Consider the following 21,804-nt stretch of genomic DNA (forward strand, 5'->3'; position numbering starts at 1 on the left):
TTCATGGCAACAATCAAGGATGTGGCGGCGCTCGCGGGGATTTCCTATACCACGGTGTCCCATGTAGTGAACAAGACGCGGCCGGTCAGCGAAGAGGTGCGGGTCAAGGTCGAGGCGGCAATCAAGCACCTCGATTATGTGCCCAGCGCCGTCGCGCGGTCGCTGAAGGCCAAGACCACCGCGACCATTGGTTTGCTGGTGCCCAACAGCCTCAATCCGTACTTTGCGGAACTGGCTCGGGGTATCGAGGATTACTGCGAGCGCAATGGTTACTGCGTGATCCTGTGTAATTCCGACGATAACCCGCACAAGCAGAGCAGTTACCTGCGAGTGCTGCTGGAGAAACGTGTCGACGGGCTGATCGTCACCTCGGCTGGCGGCGACAGCGGGCTGGCGGAAGGCCTGGCTGCTGTGCGCACGCCCATGGTGATCGTCGATCGTGGGCTCGAAGGCGTGGATGCGGACCTGGTGCGCATCGATCACGAATACGGCGCGTACCTGGCCACTCGGCATTTGCTCGAACTGGGCCATCGCGATATCGCCTGCATTGGCGGCCCGGCCAATACCAGCGTGGCGCAGATGCGCCTGGCGGGGTTTCTCCGGGCATTGAAAGGGGCGGGGTTTGCGGTCCCGCCAGAGCGCATTCTGCAAAGCGATTTCACCAGTACCGGTGGGTATAGCGCTGCGGCGTTTCTGCTGCAGAACAACCCGCCAAGCGCCATTTTTGCCTGCAACGACATGATGGGCATCGGCGTGCTGCGTGCGGCGGCTGAGCGCAATATCCGGGTGCCCAGCGAACTCTCGGTGATTGGCTTCGACGATATCCAGATGAGCCGTTACGTCTATCCCGCGCTGACCACCGTCGGCCAGTCGATCCTGCAACTGGGCGAAAAGGCCGCGGAGCTGCTGCTGCGGCGGATTGCCAAGCCGGGCCAGGCGATTGATCAGCGCATCGTTACACCCAACATTGTCTTGCGAGAGTCGACTGCACCGCTGGCCGGAGCATTCGCCGAATACCGCTGAATCGAATTGATGAGTACCGATGTATGTCAGCAAAAGTAGTGGTAGTGGGCAGCCTGAACATAGACCTGGTAACCCGGGCCGAGCGCCTGCCCCGAGGTGGTGAAACCCTGATTGGAAAATCCTTCGCCACGGTGCCCGGCGGCAAGGGAGCGAACCAGGCGGTGGCTGCGGCCCGGTTGGGCGCACAGGTGTCGATGGTCGGCTGCGTGGGCGACGATGCCTATGGCGAACAGCTGCGCGGCGCCTTGCTGGCCGAGACCATCGATTGCCAGGCGGTCAGCGTGATCGAGGGGTCCAGCGGGGTGGCGCTGATCGTGGTCGACGACAGCAGCCAGAATGCCATCGTCATCGTTGCCGGGGCCAACGCCCAGCTCGCCCCCGAGGTGGTGGCAGGGTTTGACGCAATCCTGCAGGCAGCCGATGTAATCATCTGCCAGCTTGAGGTGCCGTATTCGACTGTGGGTTATGCCCTCAAGCGCGGGCGGGAACTGGGCAAGACCGTGATTCTCAACCCGGCGCCGGCCAGCGGGCCCTTGCCGGCTGATTGGTATGCGTCGATTGATTACCTGATTCCCAATGAGAGCGAGGCTTCGGCCCTGAGCGGCTTGCCGGTGGACTCCCGGGAGAGTGCAGAAGCCGCAGCCAGCCAGCTGATTGCCGCCGGTGCGGGGAAGGTCATCGTGACACTGGGGGCTCAGGGCTCGTTGTTCGCCGATGGCGCACGCTTTGATTACTTCCCGGCGCCCAAGGTCGAGGCGATCGACACCACGGCGGCGGGTGACACCTTTGTCGGCGCATTCGCGGCGGCCTTGGCTGCCGGTAAAAGCGAAGCCGAGGCCATCAGTTTTGGCCAGGTCGCTGCGGCGTTGTCGGTGACCCGAGCCGGCGCGCAACCTTCTATCCCCACGCTGTCCGACGTCCAGGCGTTCTCTCCCTCATGAAAAAGACACCTTTGCTCAACGTCGCGCTGTCGCGTTTGGTTGCCTCCCTGGGGCATGGCGATATCGTGGTGATCGGCGATGCCGGCCTGCCGGTGCCGGCCGGCGTCGAGCTGATCGACCTGGCCTTGACCCACGGCGTCCCGGATTTCGTCACGACCCTGCGGGTGGTGCTCAGTGAAATGCAGGTGGAGAGTCATGTACTTGCCGAAGAGATCCTGCTCAAGCATCCACCGTCCCTGCAGGCGCTGGATGAGTTGAGCGCCAGTGGCGAGCTGGGCTCGCGCGAGCTGTTGAGTCATGAGGCATTCAAGGTACTCAGCCGCCGGGCACGAGCCGTGGTGCGCACCGGTGAGTGTCAGCCTTACTGCAATATCGCCTTGATTGCCGGGGTGACCTTCTAGCCAACCCGGCCTGTTATTTCTTCACGCACAAGGAGTGCGCCATGCACCGCTATGCTCAGCTACTGCACCATTGGCTTCGGAGTCTGCTGCTTTTGTCTTTGCTCACTGCTACAAGCGCCCAGGCGGCGGAAAAAATCGACCTGATCATCGACACCGATCCAGGGGCCGACGATGTGGTCGCCTTGCTATTCGCCCTGGCCTCACCCGAGGAGTTGCAGGTGCGTGCGCTGACCACGGTCGCCGGCAACGTGCGCCTGGACAAGACGTCGCGCAATGCTCGCCTGGCCCGTGAGTGGGCAGGGCGTGAAGAGGTTCCGGTGTACGCGGGGGCGCCTGGCCCACTGCTGCGGACGCCGATCTATGCCGAAAACATTCATGGCAAGGAAGGTATTTCCGGGGTCACTGTACATGAGCCCAAGGCGGCGCTGGCAAAAGGCAATGCGGTCAATTACCTGATCGATACCCTGCGTGCGGCCAAGCCTCACAGCATCACCATCGCCATGCTCGGCCCGCAGACCAACCTCGCGCTGGCCCTGATCCAGGCGCCGGATATCACCCAGGGCATCAAGGAGGTGGTGGTCATGGGCGGCGCGCACTTCAATGGCGGCAATATCACCCCAGTGGCTGAGTTCAACCTGTTTGCCGATCCACAGGCCGCCGAGGTGGTGCTCAAGAGTGGGGTGAAGCTGACGTACCTGCCGCTGGACGTCACCCATAAAGTGCTGACCAGCGAGGCGCGCCTGCAGAAGATTGCGGCCTTGAACAACCAGGCGAGCAAGATCGTGAGCGATATTCTCAACGAATACGTCAAGGGCGATATGGAGCATTACGGTATTCCGGGCGGTCCGGTGCACGATGCCACGGTGATCGCCTACCTGCTCAAGCCCGAATTGTTCAGCGGGCGTCAGGCCAATATGGTGATCGACAGTCGTGAGGGTCCGACCTTCGGCCAGACCATTGTCGATTGGTACGACGGTTTGAAGCAGCCGAAGAACGTGTTCTGGGTTGAAAACGGCGACGCCCAGGGCTTCTTCGATCTGCTGACTGAACGCCTGGCTCGGCTGAAATAAATCTGCGTGCTAGAGCGCGGTCAGCCTGAGGGCTGTCACTCGCGCTCGGGATCCGGGGCGCCCGGGTGGTCGGCAGGGTACTTTTCGAAGACTTGTCGGATAAACGCCTGGGCAGCCTGGGTTCCGAACTCCTTGACCAGCAGGTCGATACCGATGATTGCCAGTTCCTCCGGGCTGCCGGGGCTGTAGGAGCAATGGCCTTGTGGCCACTTGGCTTTGATGTCGGCGTCGATACTTACGATGGCCATGAAAATCTCACGATGTCTGTAGTTGAGGCGGGGCCTGAAAGGCACTAGTGCGGTATTGGCGGTGCGGCAAAGTTAAACATCTTGCCAGATTTTTAGCACTGCTACTTAGGCATGAGGGGAGGGCTATGCGACACTTGGGCTTTGTCTGTTTTCAAGGAAGCTCGCGTGCAGATCGATTTGAATAACCCTGACGCCTTGACCCTTGAGGCGGTTCGGCAGTTGCTGGCGTCGGCCAGTGACAACGTTCATACCCAATTGAGGGTTACCAAAGGCGGCATTGCCTACCTTTCCTCGGGAGTGGTGGGAGGCGTTGATATCGATGACCTGCTGTTCCGGCTCGAAACCTGGGCCGCCGGCTCTGGTTATGTAGGCCTGGTGGCGGCCAGCGATGAAGTCTGGGTCATGCAGATATTCAACGCATTGAAACAGAACTGGCCCAAGCCGCCGTTCGACTACATCGACATTTATTGAGCGCTGTTCATATTCAGTGACGATTGTGTGCTCAGGCTTGAGTCGCGTCTGAGGCAGACTTGTCCGCCACAGGGCAAATGGCCATTTTTTGAAACCAAACGTCCCTGCCGCTGTCGCACGATCTCTGCTTATTTTTGAAAAGGAGGCTTCATGCCTTGGAAGCTTGCATCATTCGCCACCCTGCTGGCCACGATCACCCTGGCTGGGTGCAGCACCTCGGGAGCGGAAAAGGACCCAGTGGTTGCCGATTCCGGTAACAGTCGTTGTGAGTCGAAGGCCGCCGAGTTCGCTATTGGCAAGAAGGCTTCCCCTGAACTGCTGGAGCAGGCCCGTACCCGTGCGGGGGCGCAGAATGCACGAATTCTCAAGCCGAATGACATGATCACCCTGGAATACCGTTCTGACCGCTTGAACCTCAATACCGATGCCAACCTGGTGATTACCCGGGTCAATTGCGGCTGATTGCTTCAAGACATTGTCAGCGCACATAAAAAACCCCGTCACATGGACGGGGTTTTTTTAGCTCGCGTAGATTTTACTCTGGGCGAACTTGTGCAGCTTGCATACCCTTTTGGCCTTTCTCAGCCACGAAGGAAACGGTTTGGCCTTCTTTCAGGCTTTTGAAACCGTCGCTTTCAATAGCTTTGAAGTGTACGAACAGGTCGTCACCGCCACCTTGAGGAGTGATGAAGCCGAAGCCTTTTTCATCGTTGAACCATTTTACGGTGCCGGTTTGGCGATTAGACATGGTGTATCTCCAAGAAACATATATTTTCAGTAGTGCTGTGCTGCTCAGGCCAACTGGGCACACCGGGCTATCATAGTCGAAATGTTCGACTTGGGAGCCCCCCGGCGGTGCTGTTTACCTGGTAGTTGCATGCTTTTTGTTGCTCTGATCGGCTGAAACCCCCGGTTTAAGGGGCTTTGGCAGAAAATAATCGGTTATAAAAAAAGCCGTAAAAGCTGCGTAAATTGTGAAAAAAGCCACTTTTTCAACCTGCTTTAGCCCTGAAAAAGTGTCCCTTCACTGATAGCTTCGAGCTATTTCACTACCCGGCAAGCTGCAATTGCATCCAGCGCCTTGGTTCTGAGTTCTGCGCTGGGCGGGTTCTGCTTGCTCATCAGCTCTTTGATTTGCTCACCGGTGAATTTTTCGTTCAGTTTGTCCGCGCCGCACGCGCAGTGCTTCTCAGCGGTCTTGGCATCGACGCTCTGACTGGCAGCGGCGGTGCAATCCTTCATATAGTCGGCGCGCAGACCGGTGGGCCAGGCAGCTTGGGCGCTAAGAGGCAAAAGCAGGGCAAAGGGGGCAGCTAGGGCGAGTAATTTAGTGAGGCGCATGAGTCGGGCTCTCCTGAGGTCGATAGCAAGAATGGCGATTCTCCGATTATTTGAGGCCGACGGTACACATCAAGTTCACTTTCTTGCACAAAAGCCTATTAACCAGGTGGCCGCAGCGCGATGACCGTTCATCTGTGCTAGCATGCTCGGCTTGGGTATTTGCCGGCTTTGGACGAATTCAATTGTCCTTGCCCTTTATGCCCCAATCTTTTGATTTGAATCCCAGTCACTCTGGTTCGATTTTCCGGTTGGCCGCCAAGGCCCCTGCCACTGTGCGGCAGGCGTTGTCAGACAACGGCCTGGATTGAACCGCGTACTGGCTCATCCCAACCCACGTGACCTTTGGTAGGGGTCACCACTAGGAGAGGAGGCGCCATGCCCACCATTACTCTTCCCGACGGCAGTCAACGTTCATTCGATCATCCGGTTTCCGTAGCCGAGGTCGCCGCATCCATTGGTGCAGGCTTGGCCAAGGCCACCGTGGCCGGCAAGGTCAATGGCAAGCTGGTCGACGCCTGCGATTTGATCGACGGCGACGCGACCCTGCAAATCATCACGCCAAAGGATGAAGAGGGGCTGGAGATCATTCGCCACTCTTGCGCCCACTTGGTCGGCCATGCGGTCAAGCAGTTGTATCCGACTGCGAAGATGGTTATCGGCCCGGTCATTGATGAAGGCTTCTATTACGATATCGCCTATGAGCGTCCTTTCACTCCGGACGACCTGGCGGCGATCGAACAGCGCATGCAGCAGCTGATCGAAAAAGATTACGACGTGATCAAGAAGGTCACTCCGCGCGCCGAAGTGATCGATGTGTTCAAGGCCCGTGGCGAAGACTACAAGTTGCGCCTGGTCGAAGACATGCCGAATGAACAGGCCATGGGCCTGTACTACCACGAAGAATATGTCGACATGTGCCGCGGTCCACACGTGCCGAACACACGCTTCCTGAAGTCTTTCAAGCTGACCAAGCTGTCCGGCGCCTACTGGCGTGGCGATGCCAAGAACGAGCAATTACAGCGCGTTTACGGCACCGCCTGGGCCGACAAGAAGCAACTGGCGGCTTACATCCAGCGAATCGAAGAGGCTGAAAAGCGCGACCATCGCAAGATCGGCAAGCGTCTCGGTCTGTTCCATACCCAGGAAGAAGCACCGGGCATGGTGTTCTGGCACCCTAACGGCTGGACCCTGTACCAAGTGCTCGAGCAGTACATGCGCAAGGTTCAGCGCGATAACGGCTACCTGGAGATCAAGACACCTCAGGTCGTGGATCGCAGCCTGTGGGAGAAATCCGGGCACTGGGCCAACTACGCTGAAAACATGTTCACTACTCAGTCGGAAAGCCGCGACTACGCGATCAAGCCGATGAACTGCCCGTGCCACGTGCAGGTGTTCAACCAGGGCCTGAAAAGCTACCGCGAGTTGCCGCTGCGCCTGGCCGAGTTCGGTGCTTGCCACCGTAATGAACCGTCGGGTGCGCTGCACGGCATCATGCGCGTGCGCGCCTTCACTCAGGACGATGCGCACATCTTCTGTACTGAAGAGCAAATGCAGGCTGAATCCGCTGCATTCATCAAATTGACCATGGATGTCTATGCCGACTTCGGCTTTAAAGACATCGAAATGAAGCTTTCCACTCGTCCTGAAAAGCGCGTGGGTTCCGATGAGTTGTGGGATCGGGCCGAATCGGCCTTGGCTGCGGCGCTTGATAGCGCGGGCCTGCCTTACGACTTGCAGCCGGGCGAAGGCGCGTTCTACGGTCCGAAAATTGAGTTCTCGCTGAAAGATTGCCTTGGCCGTGTCTGGCAGTGTGGTACCTTGCAGCTCGATTTCAACCTGCCGATCCGTCTGGGTGCCGAATACGTCTCCGAAGACAACAGCCGTAAACATCCGGTCATGTTGCACCGGGCTATTCTCGGTTCATTCGAGCGCTTCGTCGGAATTCTGATCGAGCACTACGAGGGGGCTTTCCCTGCGTGGCTGGCTCCGACTCAGGCAGTGATCATGAATATCACTGATAAACAGGCAGATTTTGCCCTTGAAGTCGAAAAAACTCTCAATCAAAGCGGATTTCGTGCCAAGTCCGACTTGAGAAATGAAAAGATCGGCTTTAAAATCCGCGAGCATACTTTGCTCAAGGTTCCTTATCTCTTGGTTATCGGAGATCGGGAAGTCGAGATGCAGACTGTCGCTGTGCGTACCCGTGAAGGTGCTGACCTGGGCTCGATGCCCATCGCCCAGTTTTCGGAGTTCCTCGCACAAGCGGTTTCCCGGCGTGGTCGCCCAGATTCGGAGTAATTACTATTAAGCGTGAAATGAGACAAGATAAACGAGCTGCACCGAAAGCCCCGATCAACGAGAATATCTCGGCACGCGAGGTTCGGTTAATTGGGGCTGAAGGTGAACAGCTTGGGATTGTGTCAATTGAAGACGCGCTTCTTAAGGCTGAAGAGGCCAAGCTGGATCTGGTGGAGATTTCCGCCGATGCAGTGCCCCCTGTTTGCAAACTGATGGACTACGGCAAATCGATCTTCGAAAAGAAGAAACAGGTTGCCGCAGCGAAGAAAAACCAGAAGCAGATTCAAGTAAAAGAAATCAAGTTTCGTCCAGGGACGGAGGAAGGGGATTACCAGGTAAAACTGCGCAACCTGGTACGTTTCCTGAGTGATGGGGACAGGGCCAAGGTATCCTTGCGATTCCGCGGCCGTGAGATGGCCCACCAGGAGCTGGGGATGGAACTCCTCAAGCGGGTTGAAGCTGACCTGCTCGAGTACGGTTCGGTCGAACAGCATCCTAAGATGGAAGGACGCCAGCTGATCATGGTCATCGCCCCGAAAAAGAAGAAGTAATCAATAGGGCACGGCAGGCCTTCTGATTATGTTTATCAACTGAATGCGGAGTATCCGAACATGCCAAAGATGAAAACTAAAAGTGGTGCTGCTAAGCGGTTTCTGAAAACTGCTAACGGTATCAAGCACAAGCACGCTTTCAAGAGCCACATCCTGACTAAAATGTCGACCAAGCGTAAGCGTCAACTGCGCGGTAGCAGCTTGCTGCATCCGTCCGACGTGGCAAAAGTCGAGCGCATGCTGCGCCTTCGTTAATTTTAGTCAAGAATAGAGGAAGTAACTCATGGCTCGTGTAAAGCGTGGCGTCATTGCCCGTAAGCGTCACAAAAAAATTCTGAAACTTGCTAAAGGCTACTACGGTGCACGTTCGCGCGTATTCCGTGTTGCCAAGCAAGCGGTAATCAAGGCAGGCCAATACGCCTACCGTGACCGTCGTCAGAAAAAACGTCAGTTCCGCGCTCTGTGGATCGCTCGTATCAACGCTGGTGCACGTGTTAACGGTCTGTCCTACAGCCGTTTCATCGCTGGCCTGAAAAAAGCGTCCATCGAGATCGACCGTAAGGTTCTGGCTGATCTGGCAGTGAACGAAAAAGCGGCGTTTGCTGCGATTGTCGAGAAAGCTAAAGCCACCTTGGCTTAAGTACCCCCGACAGTCACCTGGGCTCACCTCTGTGGGCTAGGGTGTTAAACGTCATAAATAGGGGAAGAGCCTTCAAGCTCTTCCCCTATTTTGTATCTGGAGTCTGTACATGGAAAACCTGGATGCGCTGGTCTCTCAAGCACTAGAGGCTGTGCAAAGCGCTGAAGATATCAATGCCCTGGAGCAAATCCGGGTTCACTACCTTGGCAAGAAGGGCGAGTTGACTCAGGTGATGAAGACCCTGGGGAATTTGCCGGCAGAAGAGCGTCCGCAAGTCGGCGCCCTGATCAACGTTGCCAAGGAGCGTGTCACAGAGGTTCTCAATGCGCGCAAGGCGTTGTTCGAGGAGGCCGATCTTGCGGCCAAGCTCGCCGCCGAATCCATTGACGTGACCCTGCCTGGCCGCGGCCAGACCTCTGGCGGTCTGCATCCGGTTACCCGGACTCTGGAACGTATCGAACAGTTCTTCACCCATATCGGCTACGGCATCGCCGAAGGCCCTGAGGTCGAAGACGACTATCACAACTTTGAGGCGCTCAACATCCCAGGCCATCACCCGGCCCGGTCGATGCATGACACCTTCTATTTCAACGCGAACATGCTGTTGCGCACCCATACCTCGCCGGTACAGGTCCGCACCATGGAGTCGACCAAGCCGCCAATTCGCATCGTCTGCCCGGGCCGTGTGTATCGCAGCGATTCCGATATCACCCATTCGCCGATGTTCCATCAGGTCGAAGGCCTGCTGGTCGATCGCGATATCAACTTTGCCGACCTGAAAGGCACCATCGAAGAGTTCCTGCGGGTGTTCTTCGAAAAAGAGCTGGCGGTACGTTTCCGTCCTTCCTACTTCCCGTTCACCGAACCTTCCGCCGAAGTCGATATGGAGTGCGTGATGTGTAGCGGTAAAGGCTGCCGCGTCTGCAAGCAGACCGGCTGGCTGGAAGTGATGGGTTGCGGCATGGTGCACCCGAACGTGCTGCGCATGTCCGGGATCGACCCGGAAGAGTTTTCGGGTTTTGCCTTCGGCATGGGCGTTGAGCGTCTGGCCATGCTGCGTTACGGCGTGAACGACTTGCGTCTGTTCTTCGACAACGACTTGCGGTTCCTCGCGCAATTTCGCTAGTCGTAACGGATCTTTAGGAGAGCAGGATGAAATTCAGTGAACAATGGCTGCGTGGCTGGGTAAGCCCGCAGGTAAGTCGCGACGAGCTGGTTGCTCGTCTGTCGATGGCCGGTCTTGAGGTCGATAGCGTAACGCCGGCCGCCGGTGACTTCAGTGGCGTGGTAGTGGCCGAGGTGCTGAGCACCGAGCAGCACCCGGATGCTGACAAGCTGCGCGTATGCCAAGTCAGCAATGGCGCGGAGACTTTTCAGGTGGTATGCGGGGCGCCCAATGTGCGTCCAGGCCTGAAAATTCCATTCGCCATGATCGGTGCCGAGCTGCCTGGCGACTTTAAGATCAAGAAGGCCAAGCTGCGCGGCGTCGAGTCCAACGGCATGTTGTGCTCTCAGGCAGAACTGCAAGTGGGCGAGGGCAACTCCGGCTTGATGGAGTTGCCTGCGGACGCGCCGGTGGGTGAAGACATTCGTGCCTACCTCAAACTGAACGATGCCAGCATCGAGGTCGACCTGACCCCGAACCGTGGCGACTGCCTGTCCCTGGCGGGCCTGGCTCGCGAAGTCGGCGCCTTGTACGCCGAGCCGGTTGCACGTCCAGCTGTGGCTGCCGTTGCAGCGGTGCACGATGAAGTGCGTCCGGTTGAAGTGCTGGCGCCCGCTGCGTGCCCGCGCTACCTGGGCCGCGTCATCCGCAATGTCGACCTGTCCAAGCCTACGCCGCTGTGGATGGTCGAGCGCCTGCGTCGTGGCGACGTACGCAGCATTGATGCGGTCGTGGATGTCACCAACTACGTGATGCTGGAGCTTGGCCAGCCGCTGCACGCTTTCGATCTCGCCGAAATCAATGGCGGCATCCGCGTGCGCATGGCTGACGAAGGCGAAAAACTAGTCTTGCTCGATGGCCAGGAAATTACTCTGCGTGGCGATACCCTGGTCATCGCCGACCATACTCGTGCCCTGGCGATTGCCGGCGTCATGGGGGGGGAGCACAGCGGCGTTACCGCTGGTACTCGCGACATCTTCCTTGAAAGCGCGTTCTTCGATCAGATCGCGGTAGCCGGCAAGGCGCGTTCCTACGGCCTGCACACCGATGCCTCACATCGTTACGAGCGCGGCGTGGATTGGCAATTGGCCCGTGAAGCCATGGAGCGTGCTACCGGCCTGCTGCTGGAAATCACTGGTGGTGAATCTGGTCCGATCATCGAAACCGTTAGCGAACAGCATCTGCCTTCGGTTGCGCCAATTACCTTGCGCGCTGAGCGCGTCACCCAAATGCTTGGCCTGGAAATCGACGCTTCCGAAGTCGAGCGTCTGCTCACTGGTTTGGGTCTGAAAGTTTCCGCTGATGGGGCAGGGCAGTGGCGTGTTGAGGTGCCAAGCCATCGTTTCGATATCAGCTTGGAAGTTGATTTGATCGAAGAGTTGGCCCGCCTGTACGGCTACAACCGTCTGCCGGTTCGTTACCCGCAGGCTCGCCTGGCACCTCAAGCCAAGGCGGAAGCGCGTAGCGACCTGTCTGAGTTGCGTCGCCTTCTGGTCGCTCGTGGTTATCAGGAAGCGATTACTTATAGCTTTATCGATCCGAAGCAGTTCGAATTGTTCAGCCCTGGCGTTGAGCCGCTGTTGTTGGCCAACCCGATTTCAAATGACATGGCAGCCATGCGCGCCTCCCTGTGGCCTGGTCTGGTCAAGGCACTTCAGCACAACCTGAATCGTCAGCAGGATCGTGTCCGTCTGTTCGAAAGCGGCTTGCGCTTTGTCGGTCAGTTGGAAGGTCTGAAGCAAGAGCCAATGCTGGCTGGTGTGGTTTGCGGCAGCCGCTTGCCTGAAGGCTGGGCGCAAGGTCGCGACGTCGTGGATTTCTTTGACGTCAAAGCTGATGTCGAAGCGGTATTGGGCTTTGCCGGTGCTCTGGATTCGTTCAGTTTCGTGCCCGGTAGCCACCCAGCGTTGCACCCGGGGCAAACGGCCCGCATTGAGCGTGAAGGTCGCCTGGTGGGTTATGTGGGCGCCATTCACCCCGAGCTGTCGAAGAACCTCGGTTTGGATCGCCCGGTCTTCGTCTTCGAGCTCGTTCTGGCCGAAGTTGCTCTGGGTAAAATGCCTAAATTCCAGGAGTTGTCGCGTTTTCCTGAAGTGCGTCGTGATCTTGCACTGGTGGCCGACAAAGACGTCGCAGCCAGCGCTGTGTTGGATGTAATCCGTGAAAATGCAGGTGAATGGCTGACAGACCTCAGGCTATTTGACGTGTATCAGGGTAAAGGCATTGATCCGCATAGAAAAAGCCTTGCAGTTGGCTTGACCTGGCAGCATCCATCGCGCACTCTTAATGATGATGAGGTGAATTCTGCGACACAAAATATCCTCACCTCGCTCGAACAAAGGTTGAACGCCACGTTAAGGAAGTGACGTATGGGGGCTCTGACGAAAGCTGAAATGGCCGAACGTCTCTACGAAGAGCTGGGTCTGAATAAACGTGAGGCCAAGGAATTGGTCGAACTGTTTTTTGAAGAAATCAGACACGCTCTCGAAGACAACGAACAGGTCAAATTATCCGGTTTCGGTAACTTCGACCTTCGGGATAAACGCCAGCGTCCTGGCCGCAACCCGAAAACGGGAGAAGAAATCCCGATCACGGCTCGCCGTGTGGTCACCTTTCGTCCAGGGCAGAAGTTGAAGGCCCGAGTTGAGGCTTATGCTGGAACCAAGTCATAACGACGAGCTACCCGTCATCCCGGGTAAACGCTACTTCACCATCGGTGAGGTCAGCGAGCTCTGTGCGGTCAAACCGCATGTGCTGCGTTATTGGGAGCAGGAATTTCCTCAACTCAACCCCGTCAAACGCCGCGGAAATCGCCGGTATTATCAGCGCCAGGATGTGCTGATGATCCGGCAGATCCGCGCGTTGCTTTACGATCAAGGGTTTACTATCGGAGGTGCGCGCCTGCGCCTTTCCGGTGATGAGGCCAAAGACGACACCACCCAATACAAACAATTGATCCGCCAGATGATCTCCGAGCTGGAGGATGTTTTGGTGGTGCTCAAGAAGTGATTTTTTGCTTTTAAAATACTTCCATATTTCAAAAGCTTGCGATATATTCTTCATCGCTTCGTTAGAAGCGAACCCAGTATCACGCCTAGTCGGGGCGTAGCGCAGTCCGGTAGCGCACTAGCATGGGGTGCTAGGGGTCGAGTGTTCGAATCACTCCGTCCCGACCATATTATTCAATGAAAAAGCCCAACTTTAGCGAGTTGGGCTTTTTCATGTGCGTGACTTTTTCGGCCCTACCTTTTTGTGAGTTGGCAGCAGATTTGGGTACTCACTAGCAATAACGAGCTTTCGAGCCCAACTCCAGTGCCTTATCCAGCGTCAGCGCCATTCACCTCAACTCCAGGTTTAATCCCGTGCTCGCCCGAAACAGCAACGTCACCTGCCCGCTGACGGCCGACCTTCGCCGCTTCTAACCGCTCCCGCCTAAGCAGCGCCCCCCCAACCCTCAACTCGTTGCATAAAACGCAACAAGTTACTCACGCCCTGTGATTGTTGCCCCTCCAGCTCATCGCTAATTTCCTGTCATCGCAATGTAAACGCTGGCAGGTGCTCTCTTATGAATTCATCCCTTGCAGATATTACGGTCCTGGCCGAGCGCGTCAGGGTGCTTGAGGCTGAGTCGGCGGTGCGGCGGGTGCTGCATCGCTACATGGCTTTGTGCGACGTTCCTGGTGAGGAAGATCGTCTGCCGGCGCTGCGCCAGTTGTTTTGCAGCGATGCGTATTGGCAGGGTGTGGGGTCGCGTTATGCCCGCAAGTTCGGTCGGCTTGAGGGGCGTGAGGCGATTGTGGCGATGCTTGCGGGTTATCTGCCGCCTAACCCGCACTTTCGCTTCAATGCGCATTTTCTGGCGGGCGAGCAAATTGCCGTTGACGGTCTTGAGGTGACTGGCCGTTGGTTGCTGCAGCAGCTCTCGCGTTATGACTCGGGGCAGGGGGAAGCCATTGTCGCTGCGCTGAACCTGAGGTTTCGCCTGGAGGAGGGCGCCTGGCGCATAGCGTCTTTCACCACCGAGCGACTCGATGTCTGCCCCTTTGCGCACGCACAGGAAGGACAGTCATGAGCCCGCTGGTTGTTGAAACTCATAAGCGGGGACCAGGGCCTACCGTGGCCATAAAGGATTCGCTGGATGTGGCCGGCTGGCCAACCCGCTGTGGCAGCCGTGCCTTTGAAGCGGCGCCGCCGGCCCAGCGCAACGCTACAGTGGTGCAATCACTGCTGGACGCGGGTTGGCAGGTGGTCGGTAAAACCGTGTTGCACGAGCTGGCCTTTGGCGTCACCGGGATCAACGATTGGGCGGGTACGCCGATCAATCCTCAGGCTCCCGAGCGCATTGCGGGTGGCTCGTCCAGCGGTTCTGCGGTGATTGTCGCCCAAGGCGCGGTCGATGCAGCGCTGGGGACTGATACCGGTGGCTCGGTTCGCATGCCTGCCGCCTGCTGCGGTGTGTATGGGCTCAAGCCGACCTTTGGCCGCTTGAGCCGGGAAGGTGTGTACCCGCAGTTCAGTTCCCTGGACTGTGTCGGCCCCATGGCCCGCGATCTCGACACATTGGTCGCCGCGATGCTCGCCATGGACGCCACTTTTGTCATGCCCCGGGCGCCCGAGCGGGTCCGTATCGGCCTGGTGGATGTGGCCTGTGACTCCAACATCCGCGCCGCCATTGACGAGGAAGTCAGCCGTCGTGGCTGGGGCTGTGAAGTCGTCAGCCTGACGCTGCTGGACTCGGCGTTCGAAGCGGCGTTGAGCGTGATCAATGCTGAAACCTGGGCCGCATTTGGCCAATACACCGGTCGCGGCCTGCTGGGTGCAGACATCGAAGCCCGACTGCTGCGTGCAGCCGCCACCGATGACGACGAGCTGCGCGCCGCCGAGGCTGTCCGCACTGCGTTCAGTGAGCAGGTGGACGGGTTGCTTGCGCAGTTCGACGCCCTGGTGCTGCCCAGCCTGCCGCGATTGCCGCCCTTGCTGGCGGATGTGCGCGCTGGTGCGCCGGTAATCGATCTGACCCGTTTTCTACGCCCGTTCAACCTCAGTGGCCACCCGGCGCTGAGTGTGCCCATCCCCTGTCCACAAACCTGTTTGAAAACCAGCCTGCAACTGATCGGGCGCAAGGGCGGCGATGCGCAGTTGTGCGCCATCGCGAACGCCTGACTCATAAAAACGCTGCTCGACATCAACGTATAGGACCTGACCGTGACCCAACTTATCGACGCCGTGAACCTGGGCATCAATCCCGCTGACCTGGTCAAGCCGGACCGTGTCCACACTTCGCTGTATACCGACGCCAAGCTGTTCGACGCAGAGCTTGAGAAGATTTTCTACAGCACCTGGGTCTGGGTGGCGCATGTCAGCGAGATCCCGGAGTCGGGCAGTTACAAAAGCACCTACATCGGCAAGCAGCCGGTGATTGTGGTGCGTGATCGCAAGAAGCAGGTGCACGTGCACCTCAATCGTTGCCGTCATCGCGGGGCAACCGTCTGCGAGCACAAGAAGGGCAAGACCAACAGTTTCGTCTGCCCCTACCACGGCTGGAGCTACGCCCTCGATGGGTCGTTGCGCGGCGTGCCGCATCCGGAGAGCTACGGGGACTGCCTGGATAAAGGCGAACTGCCCCTGGTGAGCCTGCGGGTGGAGGAGTACGCCGGGATGCTGTTCGCCACCTTCAAGGACGACATCGAACCTCTGGTGGACTTTCTCGGCCCGGCGAAAAAGTGGATGAACCTGTTCATGAAGCAGGGCGCCGGTTATCCGATCAAGGTCCCGGGCGAGCACCGTTTCCGCTTCCCTGGCAACTGGAAGATTCAGCTGGAAAACACCACTGACGCCTACCACTTCCCCTTGGTGCACAAGTCGTTCCTGTCGTCCGTGGATGAACAGACCCTGGCGCTGTTCGATTTCGTCGAAGGCCCGGGCTACGTCGAAGACCTGGGCAATGGTCACAGCGTGATGGTGATGATTCCCGACCTGGTGGACCTGGAAGCCGATCTCGACAAGCCGATCCCGGAGCGTTTCGCCGGGCTGGCTGCGGAGTTGCGCGATGAAGGCCTGGAAGAGAACCAGGTGCGGCGCATTGTTCGCGCCGTGGGTGGTTCGGGCTTCAACCTCAACCTGTTTCCCAACGTCGCCTGCTCCATGGCGTTCTTTCGCGTGTTGCAGCCGATCTCGGTGCTGGAGACCGAAATCCATCATTCGGTGATCACCATGGACGGCGGGCCCGTTGCGGCCAACCGCTACCGCCTGCGGCTGCACGAGCACTTCCAGGGCCCCATGGGCTTTGGCACGCCGGACGATTCCGAAGCCTGGGAGCGGGTGCAGAAGGGCGCCAGTGCCGGGGAAAACCTCTGGATCATGCTCAACCGTGGTTTGCCCGGCGAACGGGCGACCGAGGATGGCCTGGTCAGTGATGTCAGTGCTGAGACCGGAATGCGCGCGGCCTACCAGCAGTGGAAAAAGATGATGTCGGTGTAACCGGCGGAGAACCTTGATGAACCTGAATTTACTGAACGAAGTCACCGCTTTCATCTGGCAGGAAGGCGACATGCTCGACCATGGCGAATTCGATGCCTGGCTGGACCTATGGGCGGAGAAGGGCACTTACATCATCCCGATCGACCCCCAGGAGCAGGACTTCGAAAACACCCTCAATTACGCCTATGACGACGCCTACATGCGCCAGCTGCGGGTGCAGCGCCTGACCAGCGGCGAGTCGATTTCCACCAGCCCGCAGCCGCGTACCGTGCGCACGTTGTCGCGCTTTCGCGTGCTGTCGGAAAACGCGCAACAGGTGACGGTGCGCTGTGCGCAGAACCTGCGGGAGTTTCGCAAGGATTCGCTCAAGCACTACAGCGCCGACATCGTCTATGAGCTGGAACGGGACGCAGGCACCTTCAAGATTCAGCGCAAGCTGATTCGCCTGATCAACTCCGACGATACCCTCGCCGGTATCGGTTACATCCTCTGATCATGGGCGTGAATCGATGACTGACAGTGTATTGAAGGTTGTGGTGCACGAGGCCCGGCAGCAGGGCGGCAACGTGCTGGTACTGGACCTGTGTGCCTCGGATGACACGCCGTTGCCCGCGTTCGAGGCCGGGGCCCATGTGGATGTGCATTTGCCCGATGGCCTGGTGCGCCAGTATTCGCTGTGCAGCGATCCGGCAGACCCTGGCCTCTATCGATTGGGGGTGCTCAAGGATCCGGCCTCGCGCGGTGGCTCCGAGGCGGTTCATGCCACGTTGCGCGAGGGAAGCGTGGTGACCATCAGCGCTCCGCGCAATCTGTTTCCGCTGGCGGTTGATGCCCAGCGCTCACTGCTGATAGGAGGCGGAATCGGCATCACACCGATGATCGCCATGGCCTATGCACTGCACGCCAGGGGCGCTGATTTCGAGTTGCACTACTGCGGTCGCTCGCGCAGTCAGGCGGCGTTTTTGCAAGAACTGGCCAGCGCACCGTTTTCCCAGCGGGTCAGCACCCATTTCGATGATGAGCCGGCCGGCAAGCTCGACCTGAATGCCGTGCTCGGCACTGCGGCTCCAGGCTGCCATGTGTACACCTGTGGGCCGTCGGGGTTCATGAGCTGGGTGATCGACGCGGCCACGGCGGCTGGCTACGGCAATGATCAGGTGCATCGCGAGTATTTCCAGGTTGAGGTTGACGGTTCCGGGGAGGCTTTCGAAGTCCACACCGCCCGCAGCGGTAAAACCCTGCAGGTGCAAGCCGGGCAAAGCATCGTGCAGGCCCTGGCCGAAGTGGGTATCGCTATTGACGTGTCGTGCGAGCAGGGCGTCTGCGGCACTTGCCTGTGTGACGTGCTGGAAGGAGAGCCCGATCACCGTGACGTCTACCTGACTGCAGACGAGCGCGAGGCGAACGATCAAATGCTGCTGTGTTGTTCAAGGGCGCGCTCCGGGCGCCTGGTTCTGGATATCTGATTCACCACTCAAACAACAATAAAAAACATGACAGCCGCGGGCGTTCAGATCGGCGCTGTCATTCACTGCCATGTCTCTGAAGTTCTGCCCCCAACCGTGGCAAACCTGTATGGATGTAACTATGTCAAAGCGAGCTTTGCGTGTGCATGCAATTCACTCCTTAGGGCTTATAGGGATAGCAATACCGTGGTCGGCCCACGCCGACCTGATGGACGAGAGTCACCTGTCCTTGAACTTCAGGAACCTGTACCTGAACCGCAACTTCACCAACAGCGAGGCGCCCACCTCCAAAGTCGGCAACTGGTCCCAGGGCTTTGATCTGCAGTTTCAATCCGGATACACCGACACCCCGCTGGCCATCGGTTTCGATGCCAATGCCCAGTACGCGTTGCGGCTTGATTCCACCGGCAACGATGGTTCATTGCCCTACAGCACCTACGAGCAAAAGGCTGCTAATGACTACAGCCGCGCCGGTGGCACGCTGAAGCTGCGTTACTCGAAAACCGAAGTGAAAATCGGTGACCAGAAACCCAACCTGCCGATCGCTTCCAACGATCCCAGTCGGCAGCTCGATACCATCTACCAGGGGGCGGTGGTCAACTCCCGGGAAATAGACCGCCTGGAGCTGACGGGAGGGCGCTTCTGGTCCAGCGTCACCCGGCAGTCTTCCAACCACGAGCAGCTCTACAAGTACGGCTCGACCGACGATCTGGACAGCAAGGGGCTGGATTTCGGCGGCGGCACCTACTCGTTCACGCCGACCCTGCAAGGCACTTATTTTTATGGCGTGCTCAACGATATCTACCGCCAACACTACGCCGGTCTCAAACATGCGCTGGACCTGGGGGACGGCTACGTCCTGAAGACTGACCTGGGCTACTTCAACAACAGTGAAGATGGCAGTGCCCTTGCAGGCAAGGTCGACAACCGATCCTACAGCGGCCTGGTGACCCTGCAAAAAGGCGCCCATCTGTTTGGCGTCAGCTATCAGCGCATGCTGGGTGAAACGGTGTTCCCAACGCTCAACGGCTATGTTCCGCAACCGTATCTGCCGAACTGGGCAGGCCTGCCGTTCATCCGGCCGGACGAGCGATCGTGGTCGGTGCGTTATGGCTATGACTTCGCAAACATGGGGATACCCGGCCTGAAACTGTTCACGCGCTACATCAAGGGCACCGCCATCGACCGTGGTGCAGGGTTGAGCCATGACCAGGAAAGTGAACGCAACATCTTCCTGTCTTATGTGGTTCAAAGCGGTGCGCTCCAGGGCTTGAGCGTTGACCTGAAGAACTTCAACACCAAGCAGAAGTACGGCAACAACTATGACGAGTACCGCCTCGTCACCTCATACACCTGGAAGATCTGGTGAGCCGCTGGCTCGGTTTGGAGAAGTAGATGAGTAATTTCAAAGCAGGCGTTACCCAAACACCCAGCTCTTCCACCATGCGCCGAATTGTCATCGCCTCGGTGTTTGGCAACGCATTGGAGTGGTATGACTTCTTCCTGTACGGCACGGCGGCGGCGTTGATTTTCGGCCCGCTGTTCTTTCCTGCCGGGACTGATCCGGTGCTTGGCACCATGGGCGCGTTCGCAGGTTTTGCCGTGGGCTTTTTTGCCCGCCCCCTGGGCGGGATTATCTTTGGTCATATCGGCGACCGGGACGGGCGCAAAAAAGCGCTGGTCATGACGCTCAGCATCATGGGGGTTTCGACATTCCTGATGGGCTTGCTGCCGACATTCGAACAAGCGGGTTATCTGGCGCCCATCACCCTGGTGCTGTTGCGTATCGCCCAGGGCATCGCTTCGGGGGGCGAGTGGGGCGGTGGCGTGTTGATGATCAGCGAAAACGCGCCGGCCAATCGCGTCGGTTTCTATGCGGCCTGGAGCCAGCTTGGCGTTTCCGGTGGGTTTGTGCTCTCGGCCGCAGCGTTCTACCTGGTGCAGATGCTGCCCACCGAGGATTTCCTGAGTTGGGGCTGGCGCCTGCCGTTCCTGGCCAGTGTCCTGGTGTTCGGGGTCGGCATCTACATTCGCCGCAACCTGCCGGAGAGCCGCGATTTCGAGGATGCTGCGGCGCAACGGGCGAAGGTCAAGCATCCGCCGGCGATGGAGGTTCTGCGCAAGCACCCCAGGGAAGTGTTCCAGGCCATGGGGCTGCGCATGGCCGAAAACAGCTGCGCGTATATCTTCCTCGCCTTCGTGATGGCTTACGCAAAACTGACCGGCTTGAGCACGCAAGTGGTGCTGGGCGGGGTGATGGTCGCCATGATTGTCGAGGCCTTCACCATTCTGTTCTGGGGTTGGCTGTCCGACATCATTGGCCGGCGTACGGTCTATGCCATCGGTTCCATCAGCCTGGTGCTGTTCGCGTTCCCGTTCTTCTGGTTGATCGATACCCATGTCAGCGGCTACGTCTACCTGGCATTGCTGGTCGGCCTGGCCTTCTGCCATGGCGCCATGATCGGTACCCAGCCGGCGTTGATGGGGGAACTGTTTCCGGCCCATGTGCGCTATTCCGGCATGGCGTTGGGGCACGAGATTGCGTCGATTTTTTCCGGTGGGCTCGCACCGTTGGCGGCAACGGCCTTGTTCGGGGCCTTCCACTCGGCCTGGCCGGTGTCGGTGATGTTGATTGTGTTTGGCTTGATCACCACGGGCACCTTGTTCAGCATCCGGCGCAAACCGGATTTGCCTCACTGACCTTGCCCTGACAAAAAAGGCGGAACGGTTTCTACGTTCCGCCTTTTTTGTGGTTCCGGTTCAGCCGGCGTTGCTCAATTTGCTGATTGAACGCGCCAGGTGGCGGATCAGTTCCTGGGTGACGGGGGGCAGTTTGCGTGACTGGCGGCGAATGATCTGCAACTCGGTGCTGTTCATCTCCGGGCACTCCACCTCAAGGGCCACCAGGGTTCCGGCCTTGAGCTCCGGCAGGATCATCACCTCGGCCAGCAGGGTGCTGGCCATGTTGGCTTTGACGAAGTCGATGATCACCTGCAGTGAGTTGGCAGTGATTGCCGGTTCAATTTCAAACGGCTTGCCCTTGCACGACAGGGTGACCAACTCCCGTACCCGATAGCCGTGGTTGGGCAATACCAGTTGGGTGCTCGCCAGTTGTTCCAGGGTAATGGATGGCTGTCGGGCCAGCGGGTGATCAGGGTGGACGATGGCCCGCAGCGGCTGCTTGATACCGAACTGGCGGCGCAATGCAGGGTTGGGATGGGGGGCGAAGAGCACGCCGATCTGCGCCTGGTCTTCCATCACCATGTGCTGAACTTCAAGGGTCGGGGCAATCAGGATCTCGGTGCGCAGGCCCGGGTAGGATTTGAAAAAACTCTGCAGTTTGCCGATCAGCTGCGCACCGAAGAGCCCTTCACCCACGGCCACCACTGTCTTGCCCAAATGCTGGCCGCGCAAATCGTCCAGCCGGTTGAGCAGCGCCTCATGTTGGCTCGCCCGTGCACGGTAGTAATCCACGGTGACCAGGCCCGCTTCGGTCAGGCGAATGCGGTGAGTGCCGGCTTCGATCAGATCGATGCTCAGCTCTGTCTGCAGTAAATTTATTTGCCGGCTGACCGACGATGGGGCGATCCCCAGTTGGTCTGCCGCAGCGCGCATGGACCCTAGTTGATAGCTGAGAAAGAGATACTTCAGCCGCTGGTCCTGAAACTCCAGGGACGGGGTAAGTTTTGAAAGATCCATGCAAGGGCGA

At 58.4% G+C, this 21,804-nt stretch carries 25 protein-coding genes and 1 tRNA gene; 22 read left to right on the forward strand and 4 right to left on the reverse strand.

Going from position 1 to position 21,804, the window contains the following annotated elements:
* Window positions 1-3: 3 nt before the first annotated feature.
* The 4 genes from JFU57_RS18295 to JFU57_RS18310 are packed head-to-tail and all read left to right on the forward strand — an operon-like array spanning window position 4 to window position 3,435.
* The gene (locus JFU57_RS18295; RefSeq protein ID WP_201130288.1) at window positions 4-1,023 is read left to right on the forward strand and encodes a LacI family DNA-binding transcriptional regulator; all 1,020 of its coding nucleotides are present in this window, start codon (window positions 4-6) and stop codon (window positions 1,021-1,023) included.
* 23 nt (window positions 1,024-1,046) lie between these two features.
* Window positions 1,047-1,964 (forward strand): ribokinase, encoded by a 918-nt coding sequence (gene rbsK, locus JFU57_RS18300; protein ID WP_201130290.1) that lies wholly within the window; start codon window positions 1,047-1,049, stop codon window positions 1,962-1,964.
* Window positions 1,961-2,365: a D-ribose pyranase gene (gene rbsD / locus JFU57_RS18305; RefSeq protein WP_201130292.1), complete on the forward strand. Its 405-nt coding sequence runs from the start codon at window positions 1,961-1,963 to the stop codon at window positions 2,363-2,365. Before rbsK ends, rbsD begins: the two co-directional genes overlap by 4 nt.
* A gap of 41 nt (window positions 2,366-2,406) precedes the next feature.
* Window positions 2,407-3,435 (forward strand): nucleoside hydrolase, encoded by a 1,029-nt coding sequence (locus JFU57_RS18310; protein ID WP_201130294.1) that lies wholly within the window; start codon window positions 2,407-2,409, stop codon window positions 3,433-3,435.
* Window positions 3,436-3,470: 35 nt separating this feature from the next.
* On the opposite strand, the gene JFU57_RS18315 is transcribed toward JFU57_RS18310, so the two are convergent.
* Complete coding sequence (locus tag JFU57_RS18315; protein WP_020300168.1) at window positions 3,471-3,683, reverse strand: hypothetical protein; 213 nt, start codon at window positions 3,681-3,683, stop codon at window positions 3,471-3,473.
* A 165-nt stretch (window positions 3,684-3,848) separates the two neighbouring features.
* On the opposite strand from JFU57_RS18315, the gene JFU57_RS18320 reads away from it, so the two are divergent.
* Together JFU57_RS18320 and JFU57_RS18325 are read left to right on the forward strand one after the other, a co-directional pair.
* On the forward strand, window positions 3,849-4,154 hold the full coding sequence (locus JFU57_RS18320) for a hypothetical protein (protein ID WP_020300167.1): 306 nt from the start codon (window positions 3,849-3,851) through the stop codon (window positions 4,152-4,154).
* Between the two features lie 150 nt (window positions 4,155-4,304).
* Complete coding sequence (locus JFU57_RS18325) at window positions 4,305-4,616, forward strand: I78 family peptidase inhibitor (RefSeq protein ID WP_201130296.1); 312 nt, start codon at window positions 4,305-4,307, stop codon at window positions 4,614-4,616.
* Window positions 4,617-4,689: 73 nt separating this feature from the next.
* Here the strand turns inward: JFU57_RS18325 and JFU57_RS18330 are convergent, their stop codons facing one another.
* Window positions 4,690-4,902 (reverse strand): cold-shock protein, encoded by a 213-nt coding sequence (locus JFU57_RS18330; RefSeq protein ID WP_003179963.1) that lies wholly within the window; start codon window positions 4,900-4,902, stop codon window positions 4,690-4,692.
* Window positions 4,903-5,195: 293 nt separating this feature from the next.
* Window positions 5,196-5,495, reverse strand: a complete 300-nt coding sequence (locus JFU57_RS18335; protein ID WP_020300165.1) for a hypothetical protein — start codon at window positions 5,493-5,495, stop codon at window positions 5,196-5,198.
* Window positions 5,496-5,870: 375 nt separating this feature from the next.
* Between JFU57_RS18335 and thrS the strand changes: the two genes are divergently transcribed.
* The 16 genes from thrS to JFU57_RS18415 all read left to right on the forward strand — a co-directional run bounded on the left by thrS (window position 5,871) and on the right by JFU57_RS18415 (window position 20,795).
* The gene (gene thrS / locus JFU57_RS18340; RefSeq protein ID WP_201130298.1) at window positions 5,871-7,793 is read left to right on the forward strand and encodes a threonine--tRNA ligase; all 1,923 of its coding nucleotides are present in this window, start codon (window positions 5,871-5,873) and stop codon (window positions 7,791-7,793) included.
* Window positions 7,793-8,344: a translation initiation factor IF-3 gene (gene infC / locus JFU57_RS18345; protein ID WP_170827566.1), complete on the forward strand. Its 552-nt coding sequence runs from the start codon at window positions 7,793-7,795 to the stop codon at window positions 8,342-8,344. Before thrS ends, infC begins: the two co-directional genes overlap by 1 nt.
* A gap of 60 nt (window positions 8,345-8,404) precedes the next feature.
* A complete protein-coding gene (rpmI, locus tag JFU57_RS18350; RefSeq protein ID WP_002553160.1) occupies window positions 8,405-8,599 on the forward strand; it encodes a 50S ribosomal protein L35 in 195 nt (64 codons plus the stop codon).
* Between the two features lie 28 nt (window positions 8,600-8,627).
* Entirely contained in the window at window positions 8,628-8,984 is a 357-nt protein-coding gene (gene rplT, locus JFU57_RS18355) for a 50S ribosomal protein L20 (RefSeq protein WP_002553161.1), read from the forward strand.
* 109 nt (window positions 8,985-9,093) lie between these two features.
* Window positions 9,094-10,110, forward strand: a complete 1,017-nt coding sequence (gene pheS, locus JFU57_RS18360) for a phenylalanine--tRNA ligase subunit alpha (RefSeq protein ID WP_020300163.1) — start codon at window positions 9,094-9,096, stop codon at window positions 10,108-10,110.
* 26 nt (window positions 10,111-10,136) lie between these two features.
* Complete coding sequence (pheT, locus tag JFU57_RS18365; protein ID WP_201130300.1) at window positions 10,137-12,515, forward strand: phenylalanine--tRNA ligase subunit beta; 2,379 nt, start codon at window positions 10,137-10,139, stop codon at window positions 12,513-12,515.
* Window positions 12,516-12,518: 3 nt separating this feature from the next.
* Window positions 12,519-12,821, forward strand: coding sequence for an integration host factor subunit alpha (gene ihfA / locus JFU57_RS18370; RefSeq protein WP_002553164.1), 303 nt, complete (start codon window positions 12,519-12,521; stop codon window positions 12,819-12,821).
* Window positions 12,802-13,158 carry a MerR family transcriptional regulator gene (locus tag JFU57_RS18375; RefSeq protein WP_007920509.1) on the forward strand — a complete coding sequence of 119 codons (357 nt, stop codon included), beginning with the start codon at window positions 12,802-12,804 and terminating at the stop codon, window positions 13,156-13,158. Before ihfA ends, JFU57_RS18375 begins: the two co-directional genes overlap by 20 nt.
* Before the next feature lie 90 nt (window positions 13,159-13,248).
* A tRNA-Pro gene (locus JFU57_RS18380) sits at window positions 13,249-13,325 on the forward strand.
* A 389-nt stretch (window positions 13,326-13,714) separates the two neighbouring features.
* Entirely contained in the window at window positions 13,715-14,221 is a 507-nt protein-coding gene (locus JFU57_RS18385; RefSeq protein WP_201130302.1) for a nuclear transport factor 2 family protein, read from the forward strand.
* A complete protein-coding gene (locus tag JFU57_RS18390) occupies window positions 14,218-15,312 on the forward strand; it encodes an amidase (RefSeq protein ID WP_201130304.1) in 1,095 nt (364 codons plus the stop codon). Before JFU57_RS18385 ends, JFU57_RS18390 begins: the two co-directional genes overlap by 4 nt.
* A 42-nt stretch (window positions 15,313-15,354) precedes the next feature.
* On the forward strand, window positions 15,355-16,629 hold the full coding sequence (locus JFU57_RS18395) for a Rieske 2Fe-2S domain-containing protein (protein ID WP_201130306.1): 1,275 nt from the start codon (window positions 15,355-15,357) through the stop codon (window positions 16,627-16,629).
* 16 nt (window positions 16,630-16,645) lie between these two features.
* On the forward strand, window positions 16,646-17,122 hold the full coding sequence (locus tag JFU57_RS18400) for an aromatic-ring-hydroxylating dioxygenase subunit beta (RefSeq protein WP_201130307.1): 477 nt from the start codon (window positions 16,646-16,648) through the stop codon (window positions 17,120-17,122).
* A gap of 16 nt (window positions 17,123-17,138) precedes the next feature.
* A complete protein-coding gene (locus JFU57_RS18405) occupies window positions 17,139-18,095 on the forward strand; it encodes a PDR/VanB family oxidoreductase (RefSeq protein WP_201130308.1) in 957 nt (318 codons plus the stop codon).
* Window positions 18,096-18,303: 208 nt separating this feature from the next.
* Window positions 18,304-19,464, forward strand: coding sequence for an OprD family outer membrane porin (locus tag JFU57_RS18410; protein ID WP_242487587.1), 1,161 nt, complete (start codon window positions 18,304-18,306; stop codon window positions 19,462-19,464).
* A gap of 26 nt (window positions 19,465-19,490) precedes the next feature.
* Complete coding sequence (locus JFU57_RS18415) at window positions 19,491-20,795, forward strand: MFS transporter (protein WP_238596244.1); 1,305 nt, start codon at window positions 19,491-19,493, stop codon at window positions 20,793-20,795.
* Between the two features lie 60 nt (window positions 20,796-20,855).
* On the opposite strand, the gene JFU57_RS18420 is transcribed toward JFU57_RS18415, so the two are convergent.
* Window positions 20,856-21,794: a LysR family transcriptional regulator gene (locus tag JFU57_RS18420; RefSeq protein WP_238596243.1), complete on the reverse strand. Its 939-nt coding sequence runs from the start codon at window positions 21,792-21,794 to the stop codon at window positions 20,856-20,858.
* Window positions 21,795-21,804 lie beyond the last annotated feature (10 nt).

The sequence above is a fragment of the Pseudomonas sp. TH07 genome, assembly GCF_016651285.1.
In the GTDB taxonomy this organism is placed as follows: Bacteria; Pseudomonadota; Gammaproteobacteria; order Pseudomonadales; family Pseudomonadaceae; genus Aquipseudomonas.